Consider the following 16659-nt stretch of genomic DNA (forward strand, 5'->3'; position numbering starts at 1 on the left):
AGCACGAGCATACATCTTGTGCCGGGCTGCCGCGCGACCCCCAGATGTTGTGTCGGACCGGCTTCGCAGCGTCAACTCGTGGGGCGATGGGCCCAGTCCTGCGAGCGGGAGCGCGTACGGCGGCGGGCCGCCGGGGCGAGGTGCCTCGGCGGCCCGCTGTGGCCTTGGGTGGGGAGACGTTCCCCTCGCGCTAGTGCCCCGCCCCCGCCGTCGCCGGGGGCAGCTCCACCTGGACGCCCGGGTCGCCGGCGTCCGCCGTGTAGTCCGACGGGGACGTCTCGTCGACACCCTCCGGGGCCTTCAGCGCCTTCATGACGAAGGTCAGCACCACCGTCACCACCACGTTCAGCACGAACGCCGTGAGGCCGATGTAGCCGATCTCGCCGATGCCGGGGATCTCCTTCGACGAGCCGCCGAAGTGCTTCTGGGTCGGGGAGGCGACGCCGTACGCCGCCACCGTGCCGTAGACCATGCCGACCGCCCAGCCGGCCAGCAGCGCCCAGCGGTGGAACCAGCGGGTGAACAGGCCGCCGACCAGGGCCGGGAAGGTCTGGAGGATCCAGATGCCGCCCAGCAGCTGGAAGTTGATGGCGACCGTCTTGTCCATGGTGAGGACGAAGGCCAGCGCGCCCACCTTCACCAGGAGCGAGACCAGTTTGGAGACGCGGGTCTCCTCCCTGGGCGTGGCGTCCGGCTTGATGAAGTCCTTGTAGATGTTGCGGGTGAAGAGGTTCGCCGCCGCGATGGACATGATCGCCGCCGGCACCAGCGCGCCGATGCCGATCGCCGCGAACGCCACGCCCGCGAACCAGTCCGGGAACATGTCCTCGAACAACTGCGGGATCGCCAGCTGCCCGTTGGAGACCTTCACCCCGGCCGCGATCGCCATGAAGCCCAGCAGGGCGAGCAGACCGAGCATGAGGGAGTACAGCGGCAGGATCGTGGTGTTGCGGCGGATCACGTCACGGCTGCGCGAGGACAGCGTCGCGGTGATCGAGTGCGGGTACATGAACAGCGCCAGCGCGGACCCCAACGCCAGCGTGGCGTAGGTCCACTGGCCCGCCTCGCTCGGCACCAGCGAACCGCGTGGCGCGCCCGTCGCCGGGTTGGTCTGCGAGAAGGCGTCGCCCGCCTTCGCGAAGATGTCGTCGAACCCGCCCAGCTTGATGGGGATGTAGATGATCGCCACCGCGATGACGATGTAGATCAGCGTGTCCTTCACGAACGCGATCAGCGCGGGCGCCCGCAGGCCCGAGGAGTAGGTGTAGGCCGCCAGCACGCCGAAGGCGATCAGCAGCGGCAGGTCCTTGACGAACCAGTTGGTGTCCTCACCGCCGCCGACACCCATCACGTCCAGCACGGCCTGGATGCCGACCAGTTGAAGCGCGATGTACGGCATGGTGGCCAGGATGCCGGTGACGGCCACGGCCAGGGACAGGCCCTTGGAGCCGAACCGGCCGCGCACGAAGTCCGAGGTCGTCACGTACCCGTGCTTGTGCGACACCGACCACAGGCGCGGCAGGAACGTGAAGATCAGCGGGTAGACGAGGATCGTGTACGGCACCGCGAAGAAGCCCGCCGCGCCGGCCGCGTAGATCGCCGCCGGGACCGCCACGAACGTATAGGCCGTGTACAGGTCGCCGCCGAGCAGGAACCAGGTGACCCAGGTGCCGAACGACCGGCCGCCCAGGCCCCATTCGTCGAGACTGTGCTCGTCGTCGGCCCTGCGCCAGCGCGCGGCCAGGAAGCCCATGACGGTGACGGCCAGGAAGAAGAAGATGAAGACGGCGAGTGCCACGCCGTTCACGCCGCCGTTCACTTCGCCGCACCCCCGCCCTGGTTCCTACGGCCGCGCTGGTCGACCTGCCACAGCTTGTACGCGACCACCGTGAGCAGGGTGGAGAGCAGCACCCACAGCATCTGGTACCAGTAGAAGAACGGGATGCCGATGAACGCGGGGTCGGTCTTCGCGTACGAACCGACCCACAGCATCGCCACGAAGGGCGCGAACAGGCAGAGGGCGATGACGACGCGCAAAGGCGTCACCACCGGCCCTCCGTTGACTTCTGGGGCTTCTGACATCGGGCGGCTCCGTCCCCTCGCAGATCATGTGCAACGCGCACGAAATGTAGGTGACGGATAAAGCCAAGCGGAAGACCTCGTCCGCATATCGGTCCCGTAGGTCGACGGGGTTGCCGGTTTACTCCACGGGTTGCTCCACGGGCCGCTTCAGCCGCACGACGCTGTGTTGTTCCGGGGGGTGACCCCGGACCCCCAGCCGCCCTGCTGGACGGTACGCCTAGTCCACGGGCCGCTTCAGCCGCGCGACGAACTTGTACCGGTCCCCGCGGTACACCGACCGCACCCACTCCACCGGGAGACCCTCCCTGTCCACGGAGTGGCGGGACAGCATCAGCATCGGCAGACCGACGTCCGTGCCGAGGAGGCCGGCCTCGCGCGGGGTGGCCAGGGAGGTCTCGATGGTCTCCTCGGCCTCGGCGAGGTGGACGCCGTAGACCTCGGCGAGCGCGGTGTAGAGGGACGTGTACTTCACCAGTGACCTGCGCAGGGCCGGGAAGCGCTTGGCCGAGAGGTGGGTGGTCTCGATGGCCATCGGCTCGCCGTTGGCCATGCGCAGCCGCTCGATGCGCAGCACACGGCCGCCCGCGGTGATGTCCAGCAGCCCGGCGAGCCGGTCGTCGGCCGTGATGTAGCCGATGTCGAGGAGCTGCGAGGTGGGTTCGAGGCCCTGCGCGCGCATGTCCTCGGTGTACGAGGTGAGTTGCAGCGCCTGGGAGACCTTCGGCTTGGCCACGAAGGTGCCCTTGCCCTGGATGCGCTCCAGCCGGCCCTCGACGACCAGCTCCTGGAGCGCCTGGCGCACGGTGGTGCGCGAGGTGTCGAACTCGGCCGCCAGGGTGCGCTCGGGCGGCACCGGGGTGCCGGGCGACTGCGTCTCCGTCATGTCGAGGAGATGCTTCTTCAGGCGGTAGTACTTGGGCACGCGCGCGGTACGGACGGTCGCCCCACCCTCGTTCTCCGCACTGCTGACGTCGGTGCTCATGTCCTGCCTTCCCGGCTCCGGGGTGCCGAAGCGGCCGACAGTCCCGTCGGCCGCGGCTCACATCGTGGCACGGGTTCGTCGGCGGGGTATCCAGTGCGGTGACCTCGCGCGGTCCGTGATCTCTTCTGTATACCTCCGGGACCTCCGTTGGTCTAGTCCAACATGTCGGCCGGGGTCGATTGGTTCACTTCCCCGCGAGAGGCCGATACGTGGCCCGCGAATTGAAAAGTCCCTGCATATCGCGGTCCCGTAACGGACGACTCAACCCCGGTTGAACACCCTTGACAGCCCAATTGGTCTGAGCCAAGCTCCGGCTTACTGGTCTACACCATTGGTCCAGGTCCTGGCCCCACGGACGGTACGCGTTGACGCTCGACCGCGGCGGGGAGGCAGGGGGGTTTGTGGGATCCCTGAGGAGGGTTGGCGTGAAGCGCAAGCTGATAGCCGCGATCGGTATCGCGGGCATGATGGTCTCCATCGCGGCGTGCGGGGACGACAAGGACAGCGGTGGTTCGGACAAGGGCACCGACGCCAAGGAACTGACGGTCTGGCTGACCGTCGACGCGCAGAACAACTGGCCCGAACTGGTGAAGGCCGCGGACGCGGCGGTGCAGAAGAAGCACCCCGGCGTGAAGATCACCCACGAGTACTACGGCTGGCCCGACAAGAACGCCAAGCTCGACGCGGTTCTCGCCACCGACAAGGTGCCCGACGTGGTCGAGATGGGCAACACCGAGATGCTCAGCTACATGGTCAAGGGCGCCTTCGCCCCGCTCGACGCCGCGAAGTTCGACAACTCCTCCGCCTGGCTGGACGGCCTCAAGGCCTCGGTGACGTACGAGGACAAGACCTACGGCGTGCCGTACTACGCGGGTGGCCGCGTCGGCAACTGGCGCAAGGACCTCTTCGCCTCCGCCGGAGTCAAGGCGGCCCCGAAGACCTACGCGGAGCTGACCGCCGCCCTGGACAAGGTCCAGAAGAAGGAGGGCGACAAGTTCAGCTCCTGGTACCAGCCCACCCGTGACTGGTACGCGGCCATGTCCTTCGTCTACGACGCCGGCGGCTCCATCGCGAAGGAGGAGGGCGGCCAGTGGAAGGGCAACCTCTCCTCCCCCGAGTCCCTCAAGGGCCTCAACGAGTACAAGAACGTCGTCGACAAGTACATGCACGGCGACAAGACCAAGGACGAGTCGGACCGTCACATCGTCTACGGCCAGGGCAAGTCCGGCATGATCTTCGGCGCGGCCTGGGAGGGCGCGACCGCCGAGGCCCCCGAGAACGACAAGAGCGGCAAGCTCAAGGGCAACCTCGAGAACTTCGTGATGCCCGGCCCGTCCGGCAAGAACCTCCCCGTCTTCCTGGGCGGCTCCGACCTCGCCGTCCCGGTCAAGTCGGACGCGCAGGAACTCGCCGCCGAGTGGATCAACGCGTTCACCGGTCCGGCCGGCCAGAAGGGCCTGATGGCCAAGGGCAACCTGCCCAACAACAAGACGGACCTCGCGACCCTGAAGAACGACCCCAAGACGGTCGTACCGGCCACCGCCGCCGAGTCCAACTGGTTCGTCCCGATGGCGCCCGGCTGGGGCCAGGTCGAGAAGGCCCAGGTCCTGCAGACCATGCTCCAGAGCATCGGCACCGGCAAGAAGACCGTCGAGGAGGCCGCCAAGGAGGCGGACGCCGCGATCGACAAGGTCATCAACACCAAGTGACGCGAGGCGGGGCTCGGCTGCGGCGGAGCCCCGCCGTCCGTACGACCGAGAGGGCCCCGGCCTCCGTACATGCACGGGGCTTCGCCTTCGTACGACCTGAGGGACCGCTGAGGAGCGCGCGATGAGTGCCGCAGACACGACCACCCCTGCCAAGGTGCCGCCGCCGCGGCCGGCACCGCCACCGCCGTCCGCGCCACGGCGGCCCCGCGCCAAGGCGGTCTCCGCCGGAGCCGGCACCCCCTGGCTGCTGCTCGCCCCCTGCCTGCTGATCCTCGTGCTGGTGATGGGCTATCCGCTCGTCCGCCTGGTCACCCTCTCCTTCCAGAAGTTCGGGCAGTCCCAGCTGTGGGGCTTCCAGCCGGCCGAGTCGGTCGGGTTCGACAACTTCACGAAGGTCCTCAGCGACAGCGAGTTCTGGTCGGTCGTGTTGCGCACGATCGTCTTCGCGGCCGGCTGCGTCATCTTCACGATGGTCCTCGGCATGCTGATCGCACTGCTGCTCCAGCGGGTCTCCGGCTGGGTGAAGACACTCATCAACATCGCCCTCGTGGCCAGCTGGGGCATGCCGATCATCGTGGCCACCACGGTCTTCAAGTGGCTGTTCGACGCGGACTACGGCATCCTCAACGCGGTCCTGAGCAGGCTGCCCGGCGTCGACATGATCGGCCACAACTGGTTCGCGAGCGGGCCGCAGGGCCTCGCCGTGATCATGCTGCTGGTGATCTGGGGAGCCGTCCCGTTCGTCGTGATCACCCTCAGCGCCGGTCTCACCCAGGTCCCCAAGGAACTGGAGGAGGCCGCCCGCCTCGACGCGCCGGCGCCTGGGGCGTCTTCCGGTACGTCACCCTGCCCATCCTCAAGCCGATCATCGTGATGCTCACGACCCTGTCGGTCATCTGGGACATGGGCGTCTTCCCGCAGGTCTTCGTGATGCGCAACGGCCATCCCGAGGCCGAGTTCCAGCTGCTGACGACGTACTCCTACGACCGGGCCTTCGTCGTCAACGACTACGGCCAGGGCTCGGCGATCGCCCTGATCACCGTGCTGCTGCTGCTCGGTGTGGTCGCCGTGTACATGCGCCAGATGCTGAAGATCGGAGAGGTCGAATGAGCGCCATCGCCACGGCGAAGAGCGGCTCCGGCGGCGGCTCGGGCCGCCGGAAGTCCAAGCTCGGCTGGAACCTCCTCGGCCTCCTCGTGTTCGTCGTCGTCGGCTTCCCCGTCTACTGGATGCTCAACACGGCGTTCAAACCGGCGAAGGACGCCATCGATCCGGACCCGAGTCTGCTGCCCACCGCGCTGACCTTCTCCAACTTCGGCCGTGCGATGGACATCGCCGACTTCTGGGGCCCGGTCGCCCGCAGCCTCGTCGTCTCGCTCGCGGTCGTCCTGATCGGCGTCGTCGTCGGCATGCTGGCCGCGCTCGCCATCTCCCGCTTCGCCTTCCGCGGTCGCAAGGTCGTGATCGTCGGCATCCTCGCGGTCCAGATGGTCCCGCTGGTAGCCATGATCATCCCGGTCTTCCTGCTCCTGAACGACCTGGGCCAGTACGACCGGCTGACCGGCCTGATCATCACCTACCTGACCTTCATCCTGCCCTTCACGGTGTGGACGCTGCGCGGCTTCATCGTCAACATCCCGAAGGAGCTGGAGGAGGCCGCGATGGTCGACGGCTGCTCCCGCACCGGCGCCTTCGTGCGCGTCGTCTTCCCGCTGCTCGCCCCCGGCATGGTCGCCACCTCGGTCTACGGCTTCATCCAGGCCTGGAACGAGTACCTCTACGCCCTGATGCTGCTCAGCCAGAAGAACCAGACCGCGACCGTCTGGCTCGGCAACTTCACCACCAAGCACGGCACCGAGTACGCCCCGATGATGGCCGGCGCCACCCTGATGGCCGTCCCGATCGTCGTGCTGTTCCTCCTCGTCCAGCGCAAGATGGCCGCGGGTCTCACCGCGGGCGCCGTGAAGGGATAACGCCCCGATGACGACACTCGCCAGCGGCACCGACACTCTGACGCGTGACGCCCTGACGGTCCTCCAGCCCGGCTTCGCCGGCACCAGCGCCCCCGACTGGCTGCTGCGCCGCCTCGGCGAAGGCCTGGCCTCGGTCGGCCTGTTCGGCCGCAACATCGCCTCCCCCGGACAACTCGCCTCGCTCACCGCCCAGTTGCGCGCCGAGCGGGACGACGTGCTCGTCGCGATCGACGAGGAGGGCGGCGACGTCACCCGCCTGGAGGTGCGGACCGGCTCCAGCTTCCCCGGCAACCACGCCCTCGGCGCGGTGGACGACGCGGACCTCACCAGGCAGGTCGCCTTCGAGCTGGGCCGCCGCCTTGCGGCCTGCGGCGTCGACTTCAACTGGGCCCCGTCGGCCGACGTGAACTCCAACCCGGGCAACCCGGTGATCGGCGTGCGCTCCTTCGGCGCCGACCCCGACCTGGTCGCCCGGCACACCGCGGCCTATGTCACCGGCCTCCAGGCGGCGGGTGTCGCGGCCTGTACCAAGCACTTCCCCGGCCACGGCGACACGGCCGTCGACTCCCACCTCGCCCTGCCCCGCATCGCGGTGGACCCCGCCGTGCTGGCCGAGCGCGAACTGGCCCCGTTCCGCGCGGCCATCGCCGCCGGCAGCCGTGCCGTGATGAGCGCGCACATCCTGGTCCCCGCCCTGGATCCGGACCGCCCGGCGACGTTGTCCCGCCGCATCCTGACGGACCTCCTGCGCGGCGAACTCGGCTACGACGGCCTGATCGTCACCGACGGCATGGAGATGCAGGCGATCGCCGGCACGTACGGGATCGAGCACGGCAGCGTCCTCGCCATCGCGGCCGGCGCCGACGCCATCTGCGTGGGCGGCGGCCTCGCCGACGACGAGACGGTACGGCGCCTGCGCGACGCCCTCGTCGCCGCGGTCCGCGCCGGAGACCTCGCGGAGGAACGCCTCGCCGACGCGGCGGAACGAGTCCGCGCCCTGGCCCGCTGGACGGCCTCGGCAGCGGCCTCCGCCTCCGCCGACCGGGGCGGCGCGCACACCGACATCGGCCTCGTCGCCGCCCGCCGCGCTCTGCGCCGCACCCCCGCGGCCCCCTTCACCCCGCTCACCGACGCCCCGTACGTCGCCGCCCTCACCCCGGTCGCCAACATCGCCGTCGGCGACGAGACGCCCTGGGGCGTGGCCGCGGAACTCGCCCGGCTGCTGCCCGGCACCGAGACGGGCAGCTTCGCCGGCGAGGACGCCGGACACGCGGCGCTGATCGCGGCGGGGGAGCGGCGGATCGTGGCCGTGGTCCGCGACGAGCACCGCCACCCCTGGATGACCGCGGCCCTGGACACCCTCCTCGCCGCCCGCCCCGACACCGTCGTCGTCGAGATGGGCGTCCCCCAGGCACCGCCCCGGGGCGCCCTCCACCTCGCCACCCACGGCGCGGCCCGCGTCTGCGGACGGGCGGCGGCGGAGGTCATCGCCGGCGCGTAGAGGCTCCTACGACGGGACAGGCCTTCAGATCCCTTGCCACTCGGGCTTGTTGGCGTACGTGTGCCGGAAGTAGTCCGCGAGCTTCAGCTTGGACGCGGCACCCTCGTCGACGACGACGGTCGCGTGCGGGTGGAGTTGGAGCGCCGAGGCCGGGCAGATCGCGGCCACCGGCCCCTCGACGGTCGCGGCGACGGCGTCCGCCTTGCCCTCGCCCGTGGCGAGCAGCACCAGGTGCCGCGCCTCCAGGATGGTGCCGATGCCCTGCGTGATGACGTGGTGCGGGACCTGTGCGATGTCCCCGTCGAAGAAGCGCGCGTTGTCGACGCGGGTCTGCTCGGTGAGCGTCTTGATCCGCGTCCGGGAGGCCAGCGAGGAGCAGGGCTCGTTGAACCCGATGTGCCCGTCGGTCCCGATGCCCAGCAGCTGGAGGTCGACGCCACCGGCCGCGGCCAGCGCCCGGTCGTAGGCCTCGCAGGCGGCCGGTACGTCCTCGGCGGTGCCGTCCGGCCCGAGGAAGGCGTCCATGCCGATGCCCAGCGGCTCCAGCACCTCCCGGCGCAGCACCGAGCGGTAGGACTCGGGGTGCTCGGCGGGCAGTCCCACGTACTCGTCGAGCTGGGCGATCCGCGCCCGCGAGGTGTCCACGGCACCGGAGCGCACCTGGGCCGTCAACGCCTGGTAGACCGGCAGCGGGGTGGAACCGGTGGCCACGCCGAGCAGGGCCTCGGGCTTGCGCCGCAGGAGCTGGGCGATGGCCTTGGCGATGAGTTCGCCGCCCGACCTGGCGTCCGCAACGATGACAACTTCCACGCTGGCCTGCCGTTCTGAAGAGGGGCTCGAGTGGGCCCGGAAGGGCTGTGTGGTTTAGACCAATCTAACAGAGGTGGACCGGTCGGCCCAGGTGAGAGACCCGAGCCCGGGAAGGAGATGTCCCCTCTCCAAACTCACGTCAGCGATCCCCCCGTCGCGTCCAGCCAGTGCCCCGTCACCCACCGTCCGTCCGGCGAGGCGAGGAACGCCACCACGTCGCCGATGTCCGCGGGCGTCCCCACGCGCCCGAGTGCCGAGTACGCGGCGGCTCCCTTCCATGCCTCCTCACTCGCGCGCAGCCAGGCGGCATTGATGTCGGTGTCGACGATGCCGGGCGCGACGGAGTTCACGGTGATCCCCCGGGGGCCGAGCACCTTCGACAGGTCCCGGGTGAAGACGTCGAGCGCGCCCTTCGTCATCGCGTAGGCCATGAGCTGCGGCATCGCCGCGGTGCGGGCTAGGCCGGAGGATATGTTGACGACCCGCCCGCCGTCCCGCAGTCGTCGTGCCCCGAGCCGGGTGATGAAGTGGGGTGCCTTCACGTTCACCGCGAAGAGTCGCTCGTACTCCTCCTCGTCGATCTCGCCGAACGGCTGTGACGTCCCGATCCCCGCGTTGTTCACCAGGATGTCCAGGCCGTCCGCGTGCCGGTCGAACTCCCGCCACAGGGCCTCCGCGTCACCCGGGACCCCGAGCCGCGTCCGGATCGCGAACGCGGAGCCGCCCGCCTCCTCGATCGCCGCGACGGTCTCCTTCGCCGCCTCCTCCCGGCTGCCGTAGTGCACCGCCACCCGCGCCCCGTCGCGGGCCAGCCGCTCGGCGATCCCGCGCCCGATCCCCCTGCTCGCCCCCGTGACGAGTGCCGTCCGGCCCGTGAGCACACCCATGCCACACCCCTTCCGTAATTCCATAGCGGTCGCTATAGAAATGACCGTACAGCAGGCGGACGACATTTCTCTAGCGCGCGCTCTAAAATGCACTCCATGGTGAACAACCAGGAGGCCCAGGCACAGGTCGGGCCCGCACCCAGGCCCCGTGGCCGCCCCCGTTCCTTCGACCGGGCGACCGCGCTGGAGAAGGCGGTCATGGCCTTCTGGCAGCACGGCTACGAGGCGACCTCGGTCTCCGACCTCACCCGGGTCATGGGCATCGGCGCCCCGAGCCTGTACGCGGCCTTCGGCGACAAGCGGTCGCTGTTCGAGGAGGCCGTGCAGGTGTACGGCGGGACGTACGGCTCCTTCTCGGGTCGGGCCCTGGAGGAGGGGCCCACCGCTCGCGCCGCGGTCGAGCGGCTGTTGCGCGAGGCCGCCGCGGAGTTCACCGACCCCGGCCATCCGTACGGCTGCCTGGTGATCCACGCGGCCACCAACTGCACGACTCCCGAGGTGGAGGACGCCCTGCGTCGGCAGCGCAACGCGAACGTCTCCGCCATCGAGAGCCGCATCCGCGCGGACGTTGTCGCCGGCGAACTGCCGGCGGACACCGACGCCGGCGCACTCGCCCGCCATGCCGCCGCCGTCTTCCAGGGCATGTCGCAACAGGCGCGGGACGGGGCGACCCGGGAGGAACTGGAGGGCGTCGCGGAAATTGCCATGGCGGTCTGGCCCCGCACAGGAACCCCCGAGGGCTAGGCTGCGTTGTGAATAGCAGGGCGTCCCATAGCTGTCCCGACAAAAAAACGCACAAGCTCCCGCACATGGACAACCCAAAGTGGTCTAGTCCACAATGGCGGGGTATGCAGCAGACTTCCGTCTTCCCCGCACAGGAAGGCGGACCGAGGACCCGGAGCTCTCTGCCCTGACTGCCCCGGATCCTCACCCTCGCCGACGGGACCGCACACCCCGCGGCCGATATTGCTCCGGGCTGCGGTGCCGGGAGGGCTGAGGGTCCCTCTCAGGCGCCGCGGCCCGCGGGTGTCTCCGGGCGGCCGTCTCCGCCCGTTTTAGGCCCCGCACATACCCCCAGGTACGCTCGCAGACGTGCCCTCCATGAACGAACTCGTACGCCAGCACACCGCACTCGGCGACTCCGACCTCGAGTGGCTGCACCTGCTGGTCTCGGAGTGGCAGCTGCTCTCCGACCTCTCCTTCGCCGACCTGGTCCTGTGGGTCCCCACCCGCGACGGCACCCGCTACGTCTCCGTCGCCCAGATGCGCCCCAACACGGGCCCCACCTCCTACCAGGACGACATGGTCGGCCACCTGGTCCCGCGCGCCGCCGACCCCTGCTGGACGCCGCCCTCGACGAGGGCCGGATCGTGCGGGAAGGCGATCCGGAGTGGCGCGAGGAGGTCCCCGTCCGGGTCGAGTCGATCCCCGTGCGGCGCGAGGGCCGCGTCCTCGGTGTCATCGCCCGCAACACCAACCTGCTCACCGTGCGCACCCCGAGCCGCCTGGAACTGACCTACCTCCAGAGCGCCTCCGACCTCGCGCAGATGATCGCGGCCGGCTCCTTCCCGTTCCCCGACCAGCAGATGGACATGGACGCGGCCCCGCGCGTCGGCGACGGCCTGATCCGCCTGGACGCCGACGGAGTCGTCCAGTACGCCTCCCCGAACGCGCTCTCCGCCTACCACCGCATGGGCCTCGCCTCCGACCTGGTCGGCCACAACCTCGGCCTGACCACCGCCGAACTCGCGCCCACCCGGGGTCCGGTGGACGAGGCGCTCGCCAAGGTCGCCAGCGGCTGGGCACCCCGCGAGTTCGAGGTCGAGGCGCACGACGGCGTCATCCAGTTCCGCGCCATCCCGCTCAAGCCCAAGGGCACCCGCATCGGTTCGCTCGTCCTGCTCCGGGACGTCACCGAACTGCGGCGCCGCGAGCGCGAGTTGATCACCAAGGACGCGACCATCCGGGAGATCCACCACCGGGTGAAGAACAACCTCCAGACCGTGGCCGCCCTGTTGCGGCTCCAGGCCCGCCGCATCGAGTCCGAGCGGGGCAGGGAGGCCCTGGAGGAGGCGGTCCGGCGCGTCGGCTCGATCGCCATCGTCCATGAGACGTTGTCCCAGAATCTGGACGAGCGGGTGGAGTTCGACGAGATCGCCGACCGGGTCCTGGCCATGGTCGCGGAGATCTCGCCGGGCAAGGTGGTCGGCAGGCGCACCGGACGCTTCGGCATCCTCGACGCGGAGGTCGCCACCCCGCTGTCCATGGTGCTGACCGAGATCCTCCAGAACGCGCTCGAACACGGGTTCCGCGAGGGCGACACCGGCACGGTCGAGGTCTCGGCGGTCCGCGGCGGCACCACCAAGGAGGGCCGCCTGCTGGTCACCGTCCAGGACGACGGCGTCGGCCTGCCCGAGGGATTCGATCCGCGCACCTCGGGCAACCTCGGCCTCCAGATCGTACGGACGCTGGTCGAGGGCGAGTTGGGGGGATCGTTCGACATGGTCCGGCGCCGGACGCGGGGCACGCAGGTGATCCTGGACGTCCCGGTGCGGACGCAGAAGTAGCGCACGCCGGCGGAGGCACAGCAAGAAGCCCCGGACCGTTCAGGGGTCCGGGGCTCAAATGCTCGTTGCCAGCGTGAGCTGGACATCGGGGGTACTGCGCGCTGCGGCTCGGGGCGGGAGATGCGTACTCGCTGTACGCGCCGCCAAGCGTCAGGCTGATGGGGCGGGTGTTGTCAGGCGGAGGCCTGACGGGCCCGGTTGCGGGCGGCGCGGCGCTTCATTGCGCGGCGCTCGTCCTCGCTGAGGCCACCCCAGACGCCGGAGTCCTGACCGGACTCGAGCGCCCACTGCAGACACTGGTCCATAACGGGACAGCGACGGCAGACGGCCTTGGCTTCCTCGATCTGCAGCAGCGCAGGACCGGTGTTGCCGATGGGGAAGAAGAGCTCGGGGTCTTCCTCGCGGCAAACGGCGTTGTGACGCCAGTCCATGGCTGCTACCTCTCCTTGGTATTACATGCAACTTGCTTGTGAATGTGAACGCTTTCACGAATCCCTCAACAAGTGAAGGGCCACCAGCCAGGTTCCCTGGCGCGGTCCTGTGGATTGAAGAGGGGTTCTGGTGATCAGTGGAGGCTGGTGCTGCGGGCCGTCCCGATCGCCAGGTAGAGACTCGCAAACCTCGGCGGCGGATACAACCCCTTCCGGAAAGTTTTTTTTGATTCCTCGGTGTCGACTAGGTCACAGCCGTACTTCCATGGGGTGGACCCTGGCCTAAACGTTCGAGTGAAAGGACTTCAGCCCTTTCTGCTCACACAATCACACGCAGTGCACGGCGTACGCCTGTGAACGTCACGCTGGTTCGCAGCCCCAGGTGGTCACCGTCCATCTGGAGGGGTAGCGGGACCTTCGAATGCAAGGTGAACTGGTCCAGGTCGTGCAAGGACACGGCGTGCTTGCCATGAGGCCCCCGCTCGGGGGACGAAGTGAGCAACTGGGTCCCATACCGGACAACGGAGGCCGCGGACAAACGGCTGAGACCGAGTACGTCGAGCCCGGTATCGAACGAGGCCTTAGGTGAGGCGTACACCGGGCGATTACCCAGATAAGTCCACGGAGCCGTGTTGCAGACGATGGACAGCACCAGATCGGTCACCGGGTCCGCGCCCGGCCGCTCCAGCGTGATCGAACCCTGCCGCCGCTGCGGCTCACCGAGGAGCTGGCGCACGGCCTGGCGGACGTAGAGCGCGTGGGTGGATCTCCTGCCGCGCTCGCGCTGCTGTTCGACCCGGCCGACGACGCCGGCGTCGAAACCGAGCCCGGCGTTGAAGGTGAACCAGCGCCCCGGCACCGCCTCATCCTCCGTACCCGGCGTACCGGAGGTCAGTCCCAGCCCGACCGTGCGCTCCCGACCCTCGCGCAGGGCGTCCAGCAGGGCGCCGGTCGCCTCGACGGGATCGTTGGGCAGACCCAGCGCGCGGGCGAAGACGTTGGTGGAGCCGCCGGGGACCACGGCGATGCCGGGCAGGTTGTCCGGGTCGGGGCCGGCGTGCAGCAGCCCGTTCACCACTTCGTTGATGGTGCCGTCGCCCCCGAGGGCGACGACCAGATCTATGTCCTCGCTCTGCGCGGCCAGCCGCCCCAGATCCCGCGCGTGCCCGCGGTACTCGGTGGAGACCGCCTCCAGCTTCATCTCGCTGGCGAGCGCGTGGATGAGGACGTCACGCGTCCGTGCACTGGTAGTGGTTGCTGCCGGATTGACCACGAGAAGTGCACGCATGGATGGCAGCGTACCTACTGGGTGGTACCGAGGCACAAGGCCGGACGAGGATCGGCCGGGGCCCCACGGCGTGAGCCGTGACACGACGGGGCGCCCGGGGCCGGAGGGGGAAAGGGGCGGGCCGGGAACCGGCGGCTACCCTTCTGGGGTGAGCAGCGAGCAGAACCCCGCCAGCCCGAAAAGCACGGGAAACGCCGGAAACGCCGGGAACGACGAAAACGGCCGGGACACGGAGCAAGCGGGCCCCCGCCCGCGCCGTCTGACGTACGCCGCGGCGCTCGTCGGCCTGGAAGGGCTCGCGCTGGTCGTCGGCGGGCTCTGGATCCTCGTCCTCGGCTTCACCGGTGACCCCGACGACCGGCAGCAGGCCGTCACCGGCGGAGTGACGCTGGTGGTCCTCGCCCTGCTGCCCCTGCTCGCCGCCCGCGGACTGCTGGGCTGCCGGAGCTGGAGCCGGGGGCCGGCGGTCATCACGCAGATCATGGCGCTGCCCGTCGCCTACAACCTGCTCCAGGCCGACAGCATGGCGATCCCGGCGGGCATCGCGCTCGCCGCCACCGCCATTGCCGCGCTGGTCCTGATCGTCAACGGCGAGACCACCCGGGCCCTCGGGATCCGGGGGCCCGGCAACGCCCAGGACGCCGACAGCGCCGGACCGAAGCGGCGGCCGTAACGGCCCCTGCCGGGGGAGACGCCGCAGGGGACGCCGGAGGAGCGGTCGAAGCGGGGGCAAGTAGGGGTCAGGGAGAGGTCAAGGAGGGGTCACTCCTCGACGAGGAGCTTCTCCCGCAGCTGGGCCAGCGTGCGCGCCAGCAGCCGGGAGACGTGCATCTGGGAGATGCCGACCTCCTGCGCGATCTGCGACTGCGTCATGTTGCCGAAGAAGCGCAGCAGCAGGATCCGCTTCTCCCGCGGCGGAAGGTCCTCGAGGAGCGGCTTGAGCGACTCCCGGTACTCGACGCCCTCCAGCGCCTCGTCCTCGGCACCGAGGGTGTCGGCGACCGCCGGTGACTCGTCGTCGGTGTCGGGGACGTCCAGCGACAGCGTGGAGTAGGCGTTGGCCGACTCCAGGCCCTCCAGGACCTCCTCCTCCGAGATCGCCAGCCTCTCGGCCAGCTCGTGCACGGTCGGGGAGCGGCCGTGCAGCTGCGACAGCTCGGCCGTGGCCGTCGTGAGCGACAGCCGCAGCTCCTGGAGCCTGCGCGGCACCCGCACCGCCCAGCCCTTGTCGCGGAAGTGCCGCTTGATCTCACCGACGACCGTCGGCGTCGCGTACGTCGAGAACTCCACGCCGCGGTCCGGGTCGAATCGTCGACCGACTTGATCAGACCGATGGTGGCGACCTGGGTGAGGTCGTCCAGCGGCTCCCCGCGGTTGCGGAAGCGGCGCGCGAGGTGCTCGACGAGCGGCAGGTGCATGCGGACCAGTTGGTTGCGCAGCTCCGCGTACTCCGGGCTGCCGTCGTTCAGCGCGCGCAGTTCGACGAACTTCGCGCGTGCGCCGCTGCGGTCCTCGCGCACCTGGGGCATCTGCGGCACCGGCTGCTGCACGGCCTGCTGCGGCAGCGGTTGCTGCTGGGGCGCGGGCTGCTGAGGCTCGTGCCGCGCGCCCGGCACGCCCTGTTCGTCGTCTCGCTCGTGCTCGCTCATCGTCCCGCCCGTCGCCCTCTGTCGAGCCTCTTCCTCGGCCCGGCCGGGGGTACCCCCGATCCGCCTCTCCCGAGGCGACTCCTGCTCGGCACTCTCCGGGAAACCGGTCCCCAGGGAGGCCGGTTCGTCCTCCGGATGCGGCCGGGCCTGCTCGGGAATGCCGTCGATGCCGTCCGCCATGCGTCGGGAACCGTCCGGAGCGACCGCCGTCCCGGCGCTCTCGGCAGGCAGTTCCCGTGTGCCGCGCTCTTCGTCCCGCACCGGCCCGTCCCCGTTCCTCACGCCGGCCCGGGTCCCGCGCCGCGCTGTTTGTAGAGGCTGATCGAAACGGTTCTGTCCTCGTCCACGGCGGAGGAGACCTTGCCCGCCAGGGCGGACAGCACGGTCCAGGCGAAGGTGTCGCGCGCGGGGGCGTGCCCGTCGGTGGTCGGCGCCGAGACGGTGACCTCCAGCGAGTCGTCGACCAGGCGGAAGACACAACTGAGCACCGAACCGGGCACGGCCTGCTGGAGCAGGATCGCGCAGGCCTCGTCCACCGCGATGCGGAGGTCCTCGATCTCGTCCAGGGTGAAGTCCAAACGGGCCGCGAGGCCGGCCGTGGCCGTCCGCAGCACCGACAGGTAGGCACCCGCAGCCGGCAGCCGGACTTCCACGAAGTCCTGGGTCGCGGGCTCGCCTGCGATCTGGGACACCCTCACCTCCAAGGTGGTACAAGCTTTTCGGGGGCCGAGGGTCGCCCCCCGGGGGTAACGCGTGTGTGGTCCAGCGGTGACGCTATCG

The 16659-nt window shown here is 69.8% G+C and carries 13 protein-coding genes and 3 pseudogenes; 7 read left to right on the plus strand and 9 right to left on the minus strand.

From position 1 onward, the window contains the following. Positions 1–190: 190 nt before the first annotated feature. The 3 genes from mctP to BM536_RS34980 all read right to left on the minus strand — a co-directional run bounded on the left by mctP (position 191) and on the right by BM536_RS34980 (position 3064). Complete coding sequence (gene mctP, locus BM536_RS34970; protein ID WP_073491338.1) at positions 191–1819, minus strand: monocarboxylate uptake permease MctP; 1629 nt, start codon at positions 1817–1819, stop codon at positions 191–193. After that, complete coding sequence (locus BM536_RS34975; protein WP_094103952.1) at positions 1816–2082, minus strand: DUF3311 domain-containing protein; 267 nt, start codon at positions 2080–2082, stop codon at positions 1816–1818. The genes mctP and BM536_RS34975 overlap by 4 nt, the downstream gene beginning before the upstream one ends. 217 nt (positions 2083–2299) lie before the next feature. Further along, positions 2300–3064, minus strand: coding sequence for a GntR family transcriptional regulator (locus BM536_RS34980; RefSeq protein ID WP_073491340.1), 765 nt, complete (start codon positions 3062–3064; stop codon positions 2300–2302). Positions 3065–3489: 425 nt separating this feature from the next. Here BM536_RS34980 and BM536_RS34985 point away from each other — a divergent pair, with 425 nt between their 5' ends. From BM536_RS34985 to BM536_RS35000, 4 genes and pseudogenes are all read left to right on the plus strand, one after another. Then, complete coding sequence (locus BM536_RS34985) at positions 3490–4773, plus strand: extracellular solute-binding protein (protein ID WP_073491341.1); 1284 nt, start codon at positions 3490–3492, stop codon at positions 4771–4773. 121 nt (positions 4774–4894) lie between these two features. Further along, positions 4895–5883: pseudogene (locus BM536_RS34990) on the plus strand (carbohydrate ABC transporter permease). After that, a complete protein-coding gene (locus BM536_RS34995; RefSeq protein WP_073491342.1) occupies positions 5880–6746 on the plus strand; it encodes a carbohydrate ABC transporter permease in 867 nt (288 codons plus the stop codon). Before BM536_RS34990 ends, BM536_RS34995 begins: the two are co-directional and overlap by 4 nt. Positions 6747–6753: 7 nt before the next feature. Further along, positions 6754–8247 carry a glycoside hydrolase family 3 protein gene (locus BM536_RS35000; RefSeq protein WP_094103953.1) on the plus strand — a complete coding sequence of 498 codons (1494 nt, stop codon included), beginning with the start codon at positions 6754–6756 and terminating at the stop codon, positions 8245–8247. A gap of 24 nt (positions 8248–8271) precedes the next feature. Here BM536_RS35000 and nagB read toward each other — a convergent pair whose 3' ends face one another. Continuing rightward, on the minus strand, positions 8272–9057 hold the full coding sequence (nagB, locus tag BM536_RS35005; protein ID WP_073491343.1) for a glucosamine-6-phosphate deaminase: 786 nt from the start codon (positions 9055–9057) through the stop codon (positions 8272–8274). A 134-nt stretch (positions 9058–9191) separates the two neighbouring features. Further along, entirely contained in the window at positions 9192–9944 is a 753-nt protein-coding gene (locus tag BM536_RS35010) for an SDR family oxidoreductase (protein WP_073491344.1), read from the minus strand. Positions 9945–10040: 96 nt separating this feature from the next. Here BM536_RS35010 and BM536_RS35015 point away from each other — a divergent pair, with 96 nt between their 5' ends. Both BM536_RS35015 and BM536_RS35020 read left to right on the plus strand, forming a co-directional pair. After that, complete coding sequence (locus BM536_RS35015) at positions 10041–10688, plus strand: TetR/AcrR family transcriptional regulator (RefSeq protein WP_073491383.1); 648 nt, start codon at positions 10041–10043, stop codon at positions 10686–10688. Positions 10689–11045: 357 nt separating this feature from the next. Next, positions 11046–12511 (plus strand): annotated as a pseudogene (locus tag BM536_RS35020) (sensor histidine kinase). A 173-nt stretch (positions 12512–12684) separates the two neighbouring features. Here the strand turns inward: BM536_RS35020 and BM536_RS35025 are convergent. Further along, the gene (locus BM536_RS35025; protein ID WP_006142322.1) at positions 12685–12942 is read right to left on the minus strand and encodes a WhiB family transcriptional regulator; all 258 of its coding nucleotides are present in this window, start codon (positions 12940–12942) and stop codon (positions 12685–12687) included. Between the two features lie 319 nt (positions 12943–13261). Beyond that, positions 13262–14230 carry a diacylglycerol/lipid kinase family protein gene (locus tag BM536_RS35030; protein ID WP_073491345.1) on the minus strand — a complete coding sequence of 323 codons (969 nt, stop codon included), beginning with the start codon at positions 14228–14230 and terminating at the stop codon, positions 13262–13264. A 148-nt stretch (positions 14231–14378) separates the two neighbouring features. On the opposite strand from BM536_RS35030, the gene BM536_RS35035 reads away from it, so the two are divergent. Next, positions 14379–14903 (plus strand): hypothetical protein, encoded by a 525-nt coding sequence (locus BM536_RS35035; protein ID WP_079274876.1) that lies wholly within the window; start codon positions 14379–14381, stop codon positions 14901–14903. A gap of 89 nt (positions 14904–14992) precedes the next feature. Here the strand turns inward: BM536_RS35035 and BM536_RS35040 are convergent. Both BM536_RS35040 and BM536_RS35045 read right to left on the minus strand, forming a co-directional pair. After that, positions 14993–16140: pseudogene (locus tag BM536_RS35040) on the minus strand (RNA polymerase sigma factor SigF). Positions 16141–16157: 17 nt separating this feature from the next. Further along, positions 16158–16571, minus strand: a complete 414-nt coding sequence (locus BM536_RS35045; protein WP_073491347.1) for an ATP-binding protein — start codon at positions 16569–16571, stop codon at positions 16158–16160. Between the last annotated feature and the right edge of the window lie 88 nt (positions 16572–16659).

This window comes from Streptomyces phaeoluteigriseus, from assembly GCF_001896135.2.
Lineage (GTDB): Bacteria > Actinomycetota > Actinomycetes > Streptomycetales > Streptomycetaceae > Streptomyces > Streptomyces phaeoluteigriseus.

What these genes read in the sequence shown, in the direction of transcription:
- BM536_RS34975 (WP_094103952.1), bottom strand. Translation starts at nt 2,082, where the DNA reads ATGTCAGAAGCCCCAGAAGTCAACGGAGGGCCGGTGGTGACGCCTTTG.
- BM536_RS34980 (WP_073491340.1), bottom strand. Translation starts at nt 3,064, where the DNA reads ATGAGCACCGACGTCAGCAGTGCGGAGAACGAGGGTGGGGCGACCGTC.
- BM536_RS34995 (WP_073491342.1), top strand. Translation starts at nt 5,880, where the DNA reads ATGAGCGCCATCGCCACGGCGAAGAGCGGCTCCGGCGGCGGCTCGGGC.
- BM536_RS35000 (WP_094103953.1), top strand. Translation starts at nt 6,754, where the DNA reads ATGACGACACTCGCCAGCGGCACCGACACTCTGACGCGTGACGCCCTG.
- BM536_RS35010 (WP_073491344.1), bottom strand. Translation starts at nt 9,944, where the DNA reads ATGGGTGTGCTCACGGGCCGGACGGCACTCGTCACGGGGGCGAGCAGG.
- BM536_RS35015 (WP_073491383.1), top strand. Translation starts at nt 10,041, where the DNA reads ATGGTGAACAACCAGGAGGCCCAGGCACAGGTCGGGCCCGCACCCAGG.
- BM536_RS35025 (WP_006142322.1), bottom strand. Translation starts at nt 12,942, where the DNA reads ATGGACTGGCGTCACAACGCCGTTTGCCGCGAGGAAGACCCCGAGCTC.
- BM536_RS35030 (WP_073491345.1), bottom strand. Translation starts at nt 14,230, where the DNA reads ATGCGTGCACTTCTCGTGGTCAATCCGGCAGCAACCACTACCAGTGCA.